The following is a 16,019-nucleotide window of genomic DNA, read 5'->3' as shown; positions in this document are numbered from 1 at the left end:
GCTAGGTTTTTCCTGTATCAAGGAAATGTGCCAAATCGAAAATCAGGAGGTATGATTCATGCAAAATCATACACATAATGTCTTACTGTACTATCTATACACCCCAATTGAAAATCCGGAAGAGTTCGCTGCCGAGCATTTGGCTGCCTGTAAGGAATTGGGATTGAAAGGCCGCATCCTCGTATCGGACGAAGGAATCAATGGCACATGCTCCGGTACGATCGAGCAAACGGAACAATACATGGAGATGCTTAAGAGTGATTCGCGCTTTGCGGACATCGTCTTTAAAATCGACGAAGCAGAGGGCCATGCTTTCAAAAAAATGCACGTTCGTGCGAAAAACGAAATCGTCCACCTTGGACTTGAAGAAGATATCGACCCGAACGAATTGACCGGAAATTATTTGGAACCAAAAGAATTTTATAAATTGATGCAAGACCAGGATACCGTGGTCATCGATGCACGCAACGACTACGAATACGACTTGGGCCATTTCCGCGGTGCGGTGCGTCCTGACGTGGAAACCTTCCGTGATTTGCCGGAGTGGATCCGCGACAATAAAGAGCAGTTTGAAGGCAAGAAAATCCTGACCTATTGCACAGGCGGCATCCGCTGTGAAAAATTCTCAGGATGGCTGAAACGTGAAGGCTTTGATGACGTCAACCAACTTCACGGGGGCATCGTCACCTACGGCAAAGACCCAGAAGTCCAGGGCAAGCTTTGGGATGGCCAATTGTACGTCTTTGATGAGCGCATCGCTGTGCCGGTCAATCGCGTGGAGCATACCGTTGTCGGGAAAGACCATTTCACGGGCGAGCCTTGTGAGCGCTATGTCAACTGCGCAAACCCTGAATGCAACGCGAAGATTTTATCTTCAGAAGAAAACGAGCATAAATACATGCGTTCATGTTCAGATGAATGCCGCGAGCATCCACGCAACCGCTATGCTTTTGAACACGGGTTGACTGGCGAAGAAGTAAAACAGCGCCTTGATGCATTAAAAGAAACTGCACAATCATAAGTAACCCAAAAAGCCTGAACGGCATTATCCGTTCAGGCTTTTCTTTATGGTTTAATGTTCGAGTTCTTCTGCACAATCGTGGCAAATCAATTCGCCGTCGATATAGACGCCGTCCAAAAATCCGTCACGGCAATAGACATCTTTGCCGCAATTGCTGCAAGGGCCGATAAGCTCATGCATGCTGCAGGGCATCCGCGTGCACGTGCATCGCGTCTTTCAGATAGTCGGATAGACCGTCGCCATGCTGGTCGATGGTCCGCGAAAAGCGGCTGTCGTTCGCATAAAGATTGGCCAAGTTGCGGAACATGTTCGGCGTGCATTCATAGAAGCGGTCGAGCAAATGGTAATACGCGGCCATTTCCTTCTGGACTTCCCGTGCATCGGCCGGCAAATCCATAAGGCTCGCAACAGCGCTGTAGATGCGATTCGCTTCCCGGTCGATCTCTTCCAAGTTCTCGGCTTCTTTCTGCGGTTTTGCTGCTTCCGGTTCTGAAGCTTCCAGCACAGAAGTCTCTTCCTTGATGTTTTCAAGGTCGTCCTTGACGGATACTTCAATTTCAGGTTTCTGGTACAAGTCGATGCGATCCGGCGTATGGCGGATGGAGAACGCAGAAAAGCGCTGTTCGTTGCTGAGGGGTTCTCCCGATGAAAACTCCTCTTGCGTCATCCGTGCGTTATCGATCAATTGCTCAATGCGGAATTTTTTCTGTTCAAGCAATTCGATATGGCGTGCCATGGCATATTCTGCATCATAGCCATTTTTTATGATTTCCTGGATTTTCTTCAATGAAAATCCGAGTTCTTTAAGGAATAGGATTTGCTGCAGCAATTTCAAGTCGTCGTCGCTGTAATAGCGGTATCGGTTCGATCCTTTATTGCTCGGTTTCATTAAATCGATGCTGTCGTAATGGTGCAGCGTCCGTACGCTAACGCCCGCGATTTTTGCCACTTCTTGTACTTTGTACATTTCAATCACCTCTATCTTGATTAGACTATGACGAATGGTCAGTGTCAACCGTTTCCGGGGAATTTTATTGTAAAAGCGCCCGAATATGGCCGGCTTTGCAAAGTTGCAGAAGGAAGTTATGAAAGCATGTAGGAGTTTTCCGTTTTGTAGGGAATAGAGTAAATAGTGAGAGCGTTTACATTTATTGTAGAAAGGGGTAATTCGATGAAACTGACGAATTTTGTAAATGGGGAATTCCAACAGGAGGCGGGTGCTAGTTTTGTGCCTGTCGTCAATCCGGCAACAGGCGAAGAGTTGGCAGCGGTACAGCGGTCAACTGCCGCAGATGTAGAGGAAGCGGTGAAAGCAGCCAAAGCAGCGCAGAAAGGCTGGGCACTTGTCCCGGCACCGAAACGCGCGGATTATTTATATGAAATCGGGCGCTTGATGAAAGAGCGGAAAGAACAGCTCGCGGCAGTGTTGACGAAAGAAATGGGGAAAGTGATCGAAGAAGGCCGTGGCGAAGTTCAGGAAGGCATCGACATGGCGTTCTATATGGCAGGCGAAGGCAGAAGGTTATTTGGCGAAACGACGCCTTCGGAACTTGCGGATAAATTCGCGATGAGTGTCCGTGCGCCGATCGGTGTCGTCGGGCTTATCACCCCGTGGAATTTTCCGGTAGCGATTGCAACGTGGAAATCTTTCCCGGCGATCGTCGCGGGCAATGCATTCATCTGGAAACCAGCGACTGAAACGCCGATGATGGCTTATGAAATGGCTAAGATTTTCAAGGAAGCGGGCTTGCCGGACGGTGTGGCGAATATCGTTTTCGGTTCCGGTTCAGAAGTCGGGACGGCGATGATCGAGCACCGGGATGTCCGGGTCATTTCGTTTACGGGCTCGACGGATACAGGACGTAAAGTAGCAGAACTCGGCGGACGCCATTTGAAGAAAGTATCGCTTGAGATGGGCGGGAAAAATGCGGTCATCGTCATGGACGATGCGGATTTGGACCTAGCAGTCGACGGTATTTTATGGAGTGCGTTCGGCACCGCAGGCCAGCGATGCACCGCCTGCAGTCGTGTCATCGTCCATCGGGATGTCAAAGAACAGCTGCAGCAGCGCCTGCTTGAAAAGATGGACAAATTGACGATAGGTGACGGCATGGATGAATCCGTCAAAGTCGGGCCGGTCATCAATAAGAAAGCACTCGAGAAAATCCATTCCTATATTGAAATCGGCAAAGAAGAAGGTGCAGAACTCGTCAGGGGCGGCGAAATCTTAACGGGCGGGCATTACGATAAAGGGAACTATTACGCACCGACATTGTTTGCGGGTGTAACGCCAGGAATGCGCATTGCACAGGAAGAGATTTTCGGGCCAGTCATTTCCTTGATTGAAGTTGCAAGTTTCGAAGAAGCGATCGAAGTGAACAACGGAGTCATTTACGGATTGTCGAGCTCAATTTTCACAGCGGATGTTAACCGGGCATTCAAAGCCCAGCGCGACCTCGATACAGGAATCGTCTACATCAACGCCGGAACGACGGGGGCTGAAATCCATTTGCCGTTCGGTGGCACAAAAGGCACCGGCAATGGCCACCGCGATTCAGGCGTCGCAGCACTTGACGTCTTTACCGAATGGAAAAGCGTCTATGTGGACTTCAGCGGCAAACTGCAGCGGGCACAGATCGACAACGAATCATAAAGGGGGCGGCGGAGATGAAATTTGCGGTACTCGGAGCTGGATTGATGGGGAAACAGGCAGCGCGTGATTTACTTCGTAATGAGCAGGTGGAGAAAGTGATTCTGGCAGACCGGACAACGGAAAAAGCGCAAGCGTTCCGCCAGCAATTGAACGATCCGCGGCTTGAAATCGCCAAGATGGATGCAAGTAATAATATTGAACTAAAGCAAGTCATCGCACAGGCAGATGTCGTGATCAATGCGTTGTTCTATACCTTCAATGAGAAAGTGGCAAAAATCGCGATTGAATGCGGGGTTCATTCCGTCGACCTCGGCGGGCATATCGGCGGCGCTACGGACAAGGTGCTTGCCATGCACGAGCAAGCGGCCAGCCAAGGCGTGACCGTCATACCGGATCTTGGTGTTGCGCCAGGGATGATCAATATTTTAACCGGCTATGGGGCAAGCCAATTGGATGAGGTCGAATCGATCCGCATTTATGTCGGGGGTATTCCGCTTCACCCGGAACCGCCGCTCGAATACAAACATGTTTTCTCGCTCGAAGGCGTTTTTGATCATTACACCGATCCGTCGCATGTCATTCGCGGCGGGGCATTAGAAGAGGTCGAGTCGCTATCGGAAATCGAGCCGATCGCGTTCGAAGGGTTCAATGAGCTGGAAGCATTCCATACTTCAGGCGGCACATCGACCTTGACAAAAACCTTCCACGACGTGGATTCGCTGGAATACAAAACGATTCGCTACCGGGGGCATGCCGATAAGTTCCGTTTGCTTGTCGAATTAGGCTTGACGAACCGGGAAGAAAAAGTGACTGCTGGCGGGCATGAAGTTTCACTCCGCGAAGTGTTGCTGAAAGTGCTGGAGCCGATTACAGAACTGGGCGAAGACAAAGATGCAGTGCTTTTGCGTGTGACGGTTTCCGGGTTGAAAGAGCAAGAGGAATGCACATACCGATATGAAATGGTGACCATTCGCGATGAGTCAACCGGTGTCACGGCGATGGCGCAGGCAACGGCCTACAGCATCTCTGTCGTGGCGCAAATGATTGCGGATGGGCGCATCCAAAAACGCGGCGTCTATCCGCCCGAGCAAGTGGTGCCGGGTGATGTATACATCGCGGAAATGAAGCGGCGCGGCGTACACATTGAAGAAACCGTACAGCGGGCAACGCATCATAACTAGCAAGGAGGGAAACGGCATGGATTTTGAACATAGCGAAGAGCAAGAGATGCTGCGCAAAACCGTCCGAAAGTTTGTCGATGATGAAATAATGCCACATATAAAAGTCTGGGACACAGAGGGGCATTTCCCCGGATCGATTTGGCAGCGCTTGGCCGATCTCGGGCTTATGGGCGTGTGCATTCCGGAAGCATACGGTGGCAGCGGCATGGATTATAATTCACTGGCCATCGTCTGCGAAGAGCTGGAGCGCGGCGACACCACGTTCCGCACGGCCGTTTCTGTCCATACCGGCCTGAATTCACTATCGCTTCTGCAATGGGGCACAGAAGAGCAAAAGCAGAAATTTTTGGTGCCGCAGGCAAAAGGCGAAAAAATCGGCGCGTTCGGCCTGACAGAGCCGGGAGCCGGGTCGGACGTGGCGGCGCTTTCAACGACCGCTAAACGCGACGGAAACGACTATGTGCTGAACGGCCAGAAAACATGGATTTCACTCTGTGACCAAGCAGACCATTTCCTCGTTTTCGCCTATGTTGATAAAGAGAAATCGCATAAAGGAATCAGTGCTTTTATCGTAGAACGTGACCGTGAAGGATTTTCATCCAAGGCAATTAAAGGGAAATACGGTATACGGGCCGGAAATACCGGCGAATTGTTCATGGAAGATGTGCGTATTCCGGTAAGCAACCGGCTTGGGGAAGAAGGCGAGGGCTTTAAAATAGCGATGGCTTCACTCGACAATGGCCGTTTTACGGTCGCTGCCGGCGCATGCGGCTTGATGATGGCCTGTTTGGAAGCAAGCTTGGATTATTGCAAGACGCGCACAACCTTCGGCAAGCCGATCGGCGAGCATCAGCTGGTGCAGCAAATGCTCGCCAATATGGAAGCGGGCTACCAGATGAGCCGCTTGCTCGTTTACCGGGCGGGCGAATTGAAGAACAGTGGCAAGCGCAATACGCGCGAAACCTCTCTCGCCAAATGGCAGGCATGCAATTTTGCTAATAAAGCGGCGGACGACGCGGTGCAAATCCATGGTGCTTACGGCTATTCCGATGAGTATCCAGTCGCCCGCTATCTGCGCAATTCCAAAGCGCCGGTCATTTACGAAGGAACCCGGGAGATTCATACGCTCATGCAGGCGGATTATGTGCTCGGCAAACGGGAAGACAAAGAATTGAACCGGATGCTGCCTGCCTGGCCATTCGAGTAAAGCTGGATTCCACGCCTAGAAGTTCGACTTCTTTTCAAAAAAAATAAAAAGAACGGGCGTAGAGCCCGTTCCTTCAACCAACTGCCGAGTAGTATCCGGCAGTTTTTTTACGTAAAAATATCTTCTTCTTTTGGCACAAGCAAATTGAGTTTTCCTGGTTGGACGCTAATCGATGCCGGTGTCTTCATATAGATTTCACCGTCCGTATCAATATCCATCGGGGCGTCTGTGTGGATTTCGATTTCTTTTCCCTGCAAATGGATGATGTGCTCAAGGTCTTCTGCAGTAAGATTGGGTTTTGACAATGAAAACCATTCGCGTATGGCGGCGAATGATGAGCTTTGGATGATGAAAACATCCAAGAGCCCATCTGCGGGGTCAATGCTTTGCATCGGAAATAAATGAGTGCCGATGGATTTTCCGTTCATGGCTAGCACCACGACAGCTTCTTCTTCATATGCTTGCCCGTCAATCACCAGTGACACATTAAAAGACTCTGCTTGCCGCATCGTCTGCATTGCGCTCATGAAATAGCTGAGCTTGCCGTAGCGTTCCTTTAAGTCGGGATCGATGTTGAAGGAAGCATCCGTGATCAAGCCGATGCCTGCGAAGTTCAAGAACGTCCCTTCGTTGATGGTAGCAGTGTCGACTTGTTGCATTGTACCTTGGCTTAAGCTTTTTGCTGCCTCGTCAAGGTACAAAGGAATATTCATCGTGCGCGCAAAATCATTGCACGTTCCGCTCGGCAAAATGCCGAGGGGAGGCGGGTTGTCGATTGAGCTCAGTGCGTGTGCAGCCAAGTGGACGGTGCCGTCGCCGCCTGCGACAAATAATGCATCGGCGCGTTCGGCGGCAGAACGACAGATTGATTCCATTTCTTCCGGGGAATCGGTTTTAATCAGCTCCAGTGTTTTTGAAGACGCGGCAATTTGCGGGACAGCCAAGCTCATAACCGCATCTAACGTGGACGCACCTGCCTGAGCATTATACAATAATACGGAATGTGTGAATCCGGCCATGCGTAAGTCCTCCATTCTTCATCGTTACTCAACCATTCCACTTATGGAGGGGCAGTAAACGCATCAGCGGAATTCCGTGAAAAGGAGTGCTCATATGACGAAAAAATTATATTACGAGGATCCATATTTAAAAGAAATTACGGTTCAAGTGGCCGAATCGTCAGCTAATGAACGCGGGCCATATGTCGTTCTAAACGAGACCTGCTTTTATCCGGAAGGGGGCGGGCAGCCAGCAGACCAAGGAGTGATCGGAACGGCCGCAGTGCTTGATGTGCAAAATCAGGATGGGGAAATTCGCCATTATTTGGACCGACAGCTGGATCCAGGCGAATACAAGGCGACGCTGGATTGGCAAAGAAGGTGGGACCATATGCAGCAACATGCCGGCCAGCATCTTTTGAGCGCTTTACTGGAAGACCGTCATGGCTACCAGACCACCAGTTTCCATCTTGGTCAAGAGCGGGTGTCAATCGATTTGCATCAAGCGGCCATTGACCGCAAAACATTGCAGCAAGTGGAACTTGAAGCCAACCGGATCATTAGCCAGCATTTGCCGATCCGCAAGCGTTTTGTAAATGAACAGCAACTTGGGCAATTGGCTCTTCGGAAGCCGCCCGCTGTCACAGGCGACATCCGCTTGGTGGAAATAGAAGGCATCGATTTGAATGCATGTGGCGGCACGCATCCTGACAATGCCGCGGAAATCGGTTTGATGAAAATTCTTGGGACTGAAAAAGCGAAAGGCGGCATGCGGCTCTATTTCCTATGCGGAGAACGAGCGCTCGAACATTTTGGCAAAGTGAGCGATGTGAGCGATGCATTGATCGGGAAGCTGAATGCCCCGCTCCCTGAACTGGTGCAAGCTGCTGATGCTTTGTTGTCAGAAAAAATTGCAGCCGACAAGGAAATAGCGGAATTGAAAAAACAGCTGCTATCGGCAGAGGCAAAAGCGTTAACACCGGAAGAGGGCGTCGCGATCCGGAATTTTGGCGACCGGCCAGTCAAGGAACTGCAGCAGCTGGCGCGCCTGGCGACTGAAGAATACCCGTCTGTCTGCCTGTTGTTTGCAGCCCACGCAGAAGGCAGCATTCGGTTAGTATGTGCTCGCGGCAATGAATCTTCCGCCGATATGAGAGAGACCCTGAAACGCTTGCTTCAAGAAACAGACGGCAAGGGAGGCGGAACTCCTGCACTTGCACAAGGCGGCGGCCATACAGAAAAACCGTTCGAACGCTTCCAGGAAATTTTCAACGAACTTCATGCAAATGGCTGAACACCAGCTGTAACTTTTTGGATACGTGAGGGGTCTAATGGGTAAATGGCATGGGAAAGGTCGTGATGTTCGTGAAATGGAGCAGAGCCTGGTGGATAGCGGCAATTCTTTTAGTGTTTTCAGGTATAGCTTTTATTATACTGACGGAAAATGTAGCCATCAGCGGATCCTCCACAGCCCTTTCAGAATCCGGCTGGCGGGCAAATTTTTCAGCACCGCTCGATGCAGACGCGATTGAAAAAGGTGCCCTTTACCTTACGGGCACGGATGGCCAAAAGCTCGATCTCGATATGCAATTGGCGAATGGCGGCAGGACGCTCGAAGTTCCGGAGATCGCAAGCGGAGACTATACGCTTCATGTCACCAAAGCCGCCTTATCGAGCAGTTTCCTGAAAAGCCTTTCGACAAACCGGCTCGAGTTCACGATACAAGATGAAGTCCAGAACCTGAGCGGGGAAGAGGAACTGCGTACTTATTTTACGCGATTGCTGAATCTCCAAAAGGATAACCCGTTTTATCGCGGCTTCGGCGAAGGAGTAGAGGAAGCGGAGGACAGCGCTTCAGGCGAGTCGGGCGGAATGGGAGGCGGCGACCATTCGTCCACAAATAACCAAGTCGAAGGCATCGATGAAGGGGATATTGTGCAAACGGACGGTAATTATTTATATTCCGTCAGCGAGTCGCGTGTCGTGATTTCTGATATCAGGGATCCCGAAAACATGGAGCTTGCAGCAGTGTTGGAGTTTGACGGAGAAACGTATCCAGAGGAATTATTCTTATTCGGCGATACGCTTGCCGTCATTTCCAGCCGCTTTTCGCTCATGGAAACTGAAGGAGATGCGGAAATGGAAAGCTTTATGCCTTATTCGGGCATTACAGCCGTCTCACTCTATGATGTAGCTTCACCTGAAAATCCGCAGCTGATCCGAGAATTCGGCAATGAAGGCTCATTCAATAATGCGAGGCTATCAAACGGCATCCTGTATTATGTCAGCAATGTGTTCCCGAATTATTGGATATTGGAAGAGCAGCCGGATATCGAACTGCGGCCAAGACTCTTCGATTCCGCGCAAGGCGGAGGCCTTGAACCTTTGCCTTACGAAGACTTGACCATCTTGCCAGGGACAATGGAAGGGAGCTACAGCGTCATCACCGCCGTTAGCATGGAAGCGCCCGCGTCAAACGAAATTTCCACAAAAGGCTTTTTAGGCGGCAATGAACAGCTGTATATGAACAAGCAGCATCTCTATTTGACGGCGTCTGCGTTTGAGACGGCTGAAGGGGAGTTTGAAGATACGGCGCTTTGGGTGCCACAGCAAGCGGATACGGAAATCTTCAAATTCGGCTTGGATGGCACCTTGGTGGAATTTATCGCTTCGGCCCGGGTGAAAGGTTCCTTGTTGAACCAATTTTCGATGGATGAATTCGAAGGGCATTTCCGTTTGGCGACAACAGAAGGAGTCGGCTGGTCGCCAGCTTCTGAATCGAAAAACCACCTGTTCATTTTAAACGAACAATTGGAGCAAGTCGTTCAGTGGAAAACTTGGCACCGGACGAACGCATCTATTCGGTTCGCTTTATCGGCAGCAAAGCCTATATGGTGACGTTCCGTGAGACCGATCCGCTGTTTGCGATCGATGTTTCAGACCCTGCTGATCCAGAAGTGTTGGGTGAATTGAAAATTCCTGGATTTTCCAATTATTTGCACCCACTTGATGACAATCATTTAATCGGTTTTGGCTATGATACGAAAATCGAGGCTGTTAAAGGGGGCGGCGAGCCACGCATCGTGACCGGCGGGATGAAAATTTCGCTGTTCGATGTCAGCGATATGGGCAACCCCAAGGAAACTGATACCGAAATCATCGGCGGGCCTGGAACTTATTCCGCCTTGCAATACGACCACAAAGCTTTATTTCGTCACGAACAGCAAAGCCTATTCGGTTTTCCTGTCTCGATCTATGAAGGCGACGGTGAGGAGTATATCGAATTTGAGGCAGAAGGAGCTTTGATTTACTCGATCACGCCAGAAGGGATCGAGCTATCAGGCGATTTGACTCAAGCGTCCGACCAGCCCTATGAAGATTGGAATACATCGGTCCAGCGCCTGGCTTATGCAAAAGACGCCTTGTTTACAGTGGCAAATACGGAAATCAGAAGTTATCGTCTATCCGATTTTGAACCACTCAACACTTTGCCACTTCAATAAATAGATTTTCTGTAAGCGGATCTCTTCAGGGAGATCCGCTTTTTGTTGATTCCAGGTGGAATGGGATTGGAAAATGAACGTTTGGGCTGACAGAAAACGGGAATAACAGAAATATTCTGATATCAATAAACGGGAGGGAAAAATATGAAGGCAGTAACATTTCAAGGAACAAAAGATATGCAAGTCAAAGAAGTAAAAGCACCCGAAATTCAAAAGCGTGACGACATTATCGTGAAAATCACATCCACCGCCATTTGTGGCACAGACTTGCACATCTATCAAGGGGCATTGCCTACAACTAAGAATACTGTCATCGGCCATGAACCGATGGGCATTGTTGAAGAGGTAGGACCGGATGTCACAAAAGTGAAAAAAGGCGACCGGATCGTCCTGCCATTCAATATCAGCTGCGGACATTGTTTCTATTGTTCTCACGAAATGGAAAGCCAATGCGATAATTCGAATGGCAACCCTCATTTCGATACAGGCGCTTATTTCGGCTTGACGGAACGCTATGGTGATTATTCTGGCGGCCAGGCTGAATATTTACGCGTCCCATATGCTAATTTCATGCCATTGGTCATTCCGGAATCATCAGAGCTCGAAGATGAGCAGGTACTGTTCCTCTCAGACGTGCTGCCGACAGCCTGGTGGAGCGTCGAGAACGCAGGTGTCAAAGAAGGCGACACGGTCGTCGTTCTCGGTTGCGGGCCGATTGGGCTTATGACCCAGAAGTTTGCCTGGATGAAAGGCGCGGCACGGGTTATTGCAGTAGATGAACTGCCGTACCGGATGGAAAAAGCGAAAAAGATGAATAACGTGGAAATCATCGATTTCAGCCAGCACGATAATACAGGGGCGTTGATCCATGAAATCACACAAGGCGGGGCACGGGTCGTCATCGATTGTGTGGGAATGGACGGCAAGAAATCGCCTGCGGAAGCTGTTCAGCAGAAACTGATGCTGCAAGGCGGAACGTTGAGCGCAATTGATATCGCGAAAGATGCCGTCAGTAAATTTGGGACTATCCAATTGACGGGCGTCTATGGATTGACCTATAATCAATTCCCACTCGGTAATTTGTTCGAACGCAACGTGACGATGAAGATGGGGCAAGCACCGGTCATCCATTTGATGCCAATGCTCCTAGAAAAAATCGAAAAAGGCGAGTTTGATCCGCGTGAGATCATCTCACACATCGTACCGCTCGATCAAGCCAGTGAAGCGTATCAGATTTTCAATGATCACGAAGACGAATGCACCAAAGTCATTTTAAAACCTTAAAATATGCCGATGAAACGCTCCGGTAACCGGAGCGTTTTAATTTTGCCTTGCCTGCGGTATGATGGTACAGAAGAAAAGGGGGGAGACCAGATGGCCGAAATATCGGAAGTCAGAAGAGAACTTGCGTTGGATTGTTTTCTGTTGGCCGGAAAAGTCATGATGGAAAGCGGCGCGGAGACATACCGGGTGGAAGATACGATGATCCGGATGGCGGTTTCGCAAAATATGATGGATTCCCATTGCTTTGTGACTCCAGCGGGCATCATGTTTTCCCCGAGCAATGATTTGCCGACGCGTTTCGTGCGCATTCACGGACGCCGCACCGACTTAGAACGGGTGGCGCGTGTCAATGCTGTATCGAGACGCCTTGTTGCAGGACAGCTGACATTACAGCAGGCGTATGAAGAAATGACGGAAATCGAAAAAAACCATTACTTGTTCCCTTTGTGGCTGCAAGTGCTCGCAGCTGCAGTTGCCAGTGCCTGCTTCCTGATTTTGATGGGCGGTGGCTGGGCGGACATTCCGTTCGCTTTTCTCATCGGGGGAATAGGATTTTATATTGTGGAAATGGTGCTCGTGAAAACAAGGGTCAAGTTTTTCGCAGAATTCATCGGAGCGGTCGCCATCGGTACTTTAGCGGTGCTCGTTGTATATAGCGGATTCGGGAACGATCCCGATACGATCATCATCGGTTCGGTCATGCCGCTCGTGCCCGGCTTGCTGATCACCAACGCCGTACGCGATATGATGGCAGGCCATTTTGTATCGGGCCTATCGATGGGTGCGGAAGCTTTTCTGACGGCATTCGCCATCGGGGCCGGCATCGCCATCGTATTGTCATTTTAAGGAGGAGATCGAATGAACTGGCCTTTGGAGGCGTTTCTAAGTTTTTTGGCAGCCGGCGCATTCGGCATCATTTTCAATATTCCAAGAAAGACGCTGATCAGTTGCGGACTTGTCGGGATGAGCGGCTGGCTTTTCTACCGGAGCTATTTCCTCATGTTTGATGACCCGATTCAAGCAACTTTCGCCGGCGCCTTTATTGTCGCGATTGTTGCGCACATCTTGGCGAAAATCTTCAAAATGCCGATGATCATTTTCAGTGTCGCCGGCATCATCCCGCTCGTTCCCGGAAGCCGTGCTTACAATGCGATGCGCAATATCGTGGAAAATGATTACATGGAAGCGGTCGATTTCGCTGTTCAAGCATTGATGATTTCAGGCGCCATCGCAATGGGCCTGGTGTTTGCGGAAGTGCTCATGCAATTGTATTTCAAGTATCAAGCACGACGCACTCAGAAAAAAATGGGCTTCACCCAGGAATGATTAATGAAACAACAGGCTGCCAGCTTTACGGGTGGCCTTTTTTTTGTGGGAACAATGTATGCAGGATCTGACAACAACGCCTCAATCTTTCACTAGCCCCGGGAAGCGATTCCCCCGCTAGCCGGCAACTTGTAAAAAAGCACATTCCTTTAAACACCCTACAATCAGTGAAATGTATAAGCTGCCGAGCGCACAGGGTGAGCCGACGCCGCAAGACAGGTGTTTTTCCTGTCTTGCGGCCAAAGGCCAACCCAAAGCAAGGCAGCGAGTAGCCATGCGATGCTAACTTCAAATGTCTAAATATCCACACTAAGACCAGCCCCGGGAAGCGATTCCCCCGCTAGCCGGCAACTCGTAAAAAAGCACATTCCCGTAAACGCCCTACAATCAGTGAAATGTATAAGCTGCCGAGCGCACAGGGTGAGCCGACGCCGCAAGACAGGCGTTCTTCCTGACTTGCGGCTAAAGGCCAACCCAAAGCGAGGCAGCGAGTAACCATGCGATGCCAACTCCAAATGTCTAAATATCCACGCTAAGACCAGCCCCGGGAAGCGATTCCCCCGCTAGCCGGCAACTCGTAAAAAAGCACATTCCCGTAAACGCCCTACAATCAGTGAAATGTATAAGCTGCCGAGCGCACAGGGTGAGCCGACGCCGCAAGACAGGCGTTCTTCCTGACTTGCGGCTAAAGGCCAACCCAAAGCGAGGCAGCGAATATCCATATGATGCGAACTCCAACAATTTAAAATTCCTATACTAAGTTTTCAATCCTAACAGAACAAAAAAACCCAGACCGCGGAATTTCCGCAGACTGGGGAAGAAAGATTATTTTAGCCATTTCTCGAGTTCCTGAGCGTTCATCGGGTGACTGATGATATAACCTTGGATACTATTGCAATCCATTATGCGGAGCAGTTCAAGCTGCTCGTTCGTTTCGACCCCTTCAGCAATCACTTGGAAATCAAGCGATTTGCCGAACTGGATCATGCCGTTAATCATTTTCTGCATTTTTTCCTGCTTCGTGATCGATTGGATGATGGTCTGGTCGATCTTCAACGAGGAAATCGGCAATAACAGCATGTAGCGGAAAGATGCATAGCCTGTTCCAAAATCATCGAGTGCAAATTTTACGCCTTGCTGGTTCAGGCGGTTCATTTGCTGCATGATCGGGCGTTCGGCTTCCGCTTCAAGCGCAAATTTTTCCGTGATTTCGATTGTCAGAGCTTGAGGATCGCAATTATTTGCCTTGATTTGCTCAATCAGCATGCTCGCCATATCCTTATCGCGGAATTCACGGATGGAGGAGTTGATGCTGATGCGCAAATTGATGCCTTTCGCTTTCCACTCCTTCAACTGCGCACAGGCGGTCTCCAAGACAAAGCTGCCGATTTCATGGATCATGCCATTCTCTTCTGCGATTGGAATGAGTTCATCAGGCGTCACAATGCCGACTTCAGCATCATTCCAACGGACGAGCGCTTCTACGCTTTCAACAGTGCCAGTCGAGAGATTCACTTGCGGCTGGTACAGCAATTGCAGGTTTTTTCGGTCCAGCGCATGGACAAGGCGTTTTTCGATGAGTGCTTTCCGGTTCAGGCGTTCGTGGTCGTCTGCCGTCAAAGTGGAAATGGCGCTGCCGCCGCGGTCTTTGACTTTCTTGATCGTCGCATAGGAAGCTTTGATCAAATGGACGAAGCTTTGCTGATCTTCCGGATATTTCGTGATGGCCCCGCTGACGGTCAGGGGAACTGCCGTACTGCCGATGTAGATTGGGTGCTGCTGCAAATAAGGCAGGAAACCCTCGATAAACCAGTTCGGCAACGGCGTGATCAACGCGAATTCATGAAGCCCGGCGCGCGTGATCAATGAATCCGAGAAATACATGCGCAAGCGCTTAGTGAATTCGATAAGCAATTCATTTTCAGTATCGGTATCCGATACGTCGCGCAAAGTATAGAAACGGTCGATATCAAGGAATAGGAAAGAGAAATGGCGTCCTTCCTTTATATGTTCTGCGACAGCTTGTTCAAGGCGATGGCGATTTTCAAGTCCTGTTATCGGGTCGATAAATGCGATTTCCTCGAGATGCTTTTGGGCGTGTTTCGTTTCCGTGATGTCCTTTTCAAGAAAGATATAATACGCGTCTGCCTCTGACAACTGCATTGGGATCGCCGTTAAGTCGACCCAATAAGTTTCACCGTCTTTTGTCGCTTTTTTTGCTTCGCCGTTCCATACTTGTCCTCTCTTCAAACTTTCCAGAATCGAATCGACAAATTCAATGTCTTCTTCGCTGTCATGGAACATTTGCCACACGGGCTTGCCGAGTACGCGTTTCGGGGTCCATTTGCTGAGTTTCAGGAAATTGGGATTCGCATAGGTGATGAGAAACTCTTGATCGAAGTAAGTCATCATGAATGAATCATCCAGCCCATGGCGGAGATGGCTCAATTCTCTTGCCGCCGAATCAGCGCTTAAACTATCATCGATCTCATAGATCGTCAGAAGAAAACGCTCGCCATGCGATGTGAACGCTTTCGTGACGACTGTAGAATAGCTTTGTCCGCCGCTGCCAAGGCCGATTTCCATATTTTCGAATCGAACAGGGTTCGAACTTTCCAACAGCATTTCCCACGGCTGTTTATGGAAAGCGGCTTGCTCTGGATTCATATAGGAAAAGGGTTGGCCTTTAGCAGTCTCTGTATTTAGTTGAAAGATGCGTTCGGCGTGCCCGTTGAACCAAGTGATGAGTCCTTCTTGATCAAAAATGATGATAGGGAAGGGAATATGGTTATATGCTACGGTTTGTGCCAAAAAATCCTGCTTTTCACTCATGAACTGACGCTCCT

At 49.8% G+C, this 16,019-nt stretch carries 12 protein-coding genes and 1 pseudogene; 9 read left to right on the top strand and 4 right to left on the bottom strand.

The window, feature by feature from the left end:
- The first annotated feature begins 58 nt into the window (after nucleotides 1-58).
- Nucleotides 59-1,021, top strand: coding sequence for an oxygen-dependent tRNA uridine(34) hydroxylase TrhO (gene trhO, locus G3255_RS14455; protein ID WP_211655112.1), 963 nt, complete (start codon nucleotides 59-61; stop codon nucleotides 1,019-1,021).
- A gap of 51 nt (nucleotides 1,022-1,072) precedes the next feature.
- Here the strand turns inward: trhO and G3255_RS20240 are convergent, their stop codons facing one another.
- Together G3255_RS20240 and G3255_RS14450 are read right to left on the bottom strand one after the other, a co-directional pair.
- A complete protein-coding gene (locus tag G3255_RS20240; RefSeq protein ID WP_283092923.1) occupies nucleotides 1,073-1,201 on the bottom strand; it encodes a hypothetical protein in 129 nt (42 codons plus the stop codon).
- Nucleotides 1,194-1,988 (bottom strand): MerR family transcriptional regulator, encoded by a 795-nt coding sequence (locus G3255_RS14450; RefSeq protein ID WP_211655111.1) that lies wholly within the window; start codon nucleotides 1,986-1,988, stop codon nucleotides 1,194-1,196. The genes G3255_RS20240 and G3255_RS14450 overlap by 8 nt, the downstream gene beginning before the upstream one ends.
- Nucleotides 1,989-2,192: 204 nt before the next feature.
- On the opposite strand from G3255_RS14450, the gene G3255_RS14445 reads away from it, so the two are divergent.
- From G3255_RS14445 to G3255_RS14435, 3 genes are read left to right on the top strand one after another with little or no spacing between them, the layout of a single operon-like run.
- Entirely contained in the window at nucleotides 2,193-3,674 is a 1,482-nt protein-coding gene (locus G3255_RS14445; protein WP_211655110.1) for an aldehyde dehydrogenase family protein, read from the top strand.
- A 14-nt stretch (nucleotides 3,675-3,688) separates the two neighbouring features.
- Nucleotides 3,689-4,855: a saccharopine dehydrogenase family protein gene (locus G3255_RS14440; protein ID WP_249222135.1), complete on the top strand. Its 1,167-nt coding sequence runs from the start codon at nucleotides 3,689-3,691 to the stop codon at nucleotides 4,853-4,855.
- A 16-nt stretch (nucleotides 4,856-4,871) separates the two neighbouring features.
- Complete coding sequence (locus tag G3255_RS14435) at nucleotides 4,872-6,062, top strand: acyl-CoA dehydrogenase family protein (protein WP_211655108.1); 1,191 nt, start codon at nucleotides 4,872-4,874, stop codon at nucleotides 6,060-6,062.
- Between the two features lie 107 nt (nucleotides 6,063-6,169).
- Here G3255_RS14435 and G3255_RS14430 read toward each other — a convergent pair whose 3' ends face one another.
- On the bottom strand, nucleotides 6,170-7,081 hold the full coding sequence (locus G3255_RS14430; RefSeq protein WP_211655107.1) for a diacylglycerol/lipid kinase family protein: 912 nt from the start codon (nucleotides 7,079-7,081) through the stop codon (nucleotides 6,170-6,172).
- Between the two features lie 76 nt (nucleotides 7,082-7,157).
- Here G3255_RS14430 and G3255_RS14425 point away from each other — a divergent pair, with 76 nt between their 5' ends.
- The 5 genes and pseudogenes from G3255_RS14425 to G3255_RS14405 all read left to right on the top strand — a co-directional run bounded on the left by G3255_RS14425 (nucleotide 7,158) and on the right by G3255_RS14405 (nucleotide 13,173).
- Nucleotides 7,158-8,354 carry an alanyl-tRNA editing protein gene (locus G3255_RS14425; RefSeq protein WP_349291444.1) on the top strand — a complete coding sequence of 399 codons (1,197 nt, stop codon included), beginning with the start codon at nucleotides 7,158-7,160 and terminating at the stop codon, nucleotides 8,352-8,354.
- Nucleotides 8,355-8,404: 50 nt separating this feature from the next.
- Nucleotides 8,405-10,563: pseudogene (locus G3255_RS14420) on the top strand (beta-propeller domain-containing protein).
- A 144-nt stretch (nucleotides 10,564-10,707) separates the two neighbouring features.
- Nucleotides 10,708-11,847 carry a zinc-dependent alcohol dehydrogenase gene (locus G3255_RS14415; RefSeq protein ID WP_211655105.1) on the top strand — a complete coding sequence of 380 codons (1,140 nt, stop codon included), beginning with the start codon at nucleotides 10,708-10,710 and terminating at the stop codon, nucleotides 11,845-11,847.
- Nucleotides 11,848-11,937: 90 nt separating this feature from the next.
- Nucleotides 11,938-12,693 (top strand): threonine/serine exporter family protein, encoded by a 756-nt coding sequence (locus tag G3255_RS14410; protein WP_121298505.1) that lies wholly within the window; start codon nucleotides 11,938-11,940, stop codon nucleotides 12,691-12,693.
- Nucleotides 12,694-12,705: 12 nt separating this feature from the next.
- Nucleotides 12,706-13,173, top strand: coding sequence for a threonine/serine exporter family protein (locus G3255_RS14405; protein ID WP_058382864.1), 468 nt, complete (start codon nucleotides 12,706-12,708; stop codon nucleotides 13,171-13,173).
- A gap of 825 nt (nucleotides 13,174-13,998) precedes the next feature.
- Here G3255_RS14405 and G3255_RS14400 read toward each other — a convergent pair.
- On the bottom strand, nucleotides 13,999-16,005 hold the full coding sequence (locus tag G3255_RS14400; protein WP_211655104.1) for a sensor domain-containing protein: 2,007 nt from the start codon (nucleotides 16,003-16,005) through the stop codon (nucleotides 13,999-14,001).
- Between the last annotated feature and the right edge of the window lie 14 nt (nucleotides 16,006-16,019).

The organism is Planococcus sp. MSAK28401, assembly GCF_018283455.1.
Classification (GTDB): Bacteria; Bacillota; Bacilli; order Bacillales_A; family Planococcaceae; genus Planococcus; species Planococcus alpniumensis.
Note: the sequence above shows the minus strand (reverse complement) of the source record. Positions and strands in the feature narration are given on the sequence as shown.

What these genes read in the sequence shown, in the direction of transcription:
- G3255_RS14450 (WP_211655111.1), bottom strand. Translation starts at nt 1,988, where the DNA reads ATGTACAAAGTACAAGAAGTGGCAAAAATCGCGGGCGTTAGCGTACGG.
- G3255_RS14415 (WP_211655105.1), top strand. Translation starts at nt 10,708, where the DNA reads ATGAAGGCAGTAACATTTCAAGGAACAAAAGATATGCAAGTCAAAGAA.
- trhO (WP_211655112.1), top strand. Translation starts at nt 59, where the DNA reads ATGCAAAATCATACACATAATGTCTTACTGTACTATCTATACACCCCA.
- G3255_RS14445 (WP_211655110.1), top strand. Translation starts at nt 2,193, where the DNA reads ATGAAACTGACGAATTTTGTAAATGGGGAATTCCAACAGGAGGCGGGT.
- G3255_RS14430 (WP_211655107.1), bottom strand. Translation starts at nt 7,081, where the DNA reads ATGGCCGGATTCACACATTCCGTATTATTGTATAATGCTCAGGCAGGT.
- G3255_RS14405 (WP_058382864.1), top strand. Translation starts at nt 12,706, where the DNA reads ATGAACTGGCCTTTGGAGGCGTTTCTAAGTTTTTTGGCAGCCGGCGCA.
- G3255_RS14410 (WP_121298505.1), top strand. Translation starts at nt 11,938, where the DNA reads ATGGCCGAAATATCGGAAGTCAGAAGAGAACTTGCGTTGGATTGTTTT.
- G3255_RS14435 (WP_211655108.1), top strand. Translation starts at nt 4,872, where the DNA reads ATGGATTTTGAACATAGCGAAGAGCAAGAGATGCTGCGCAAAACCGTC.
- G3255_RS14440 (WP_249222135.1), top strand. Translation starts at nt 3,689, where the DNA reads ATGAAATTTGCGGTACTCGGAGCTGGATTGATGGGGAAACAGGCAGCG.
- G3255_RS20240 (WP_283092923.1), bottom strand. Translation starts at nt 1,201, where the DNA reads ATGCATGAGCTTATCGGCCCTTGCAGCAATTGCGGCAAAGATGTCTAT.
- G3255_RS14400 (WP_211655104.1), bottom strand. Translation starts at nt 16,005, where the DNA reads ATGAGTGAAAAGCAGGATTTTTTGGCACAAACCGTAGCATATAACCAT.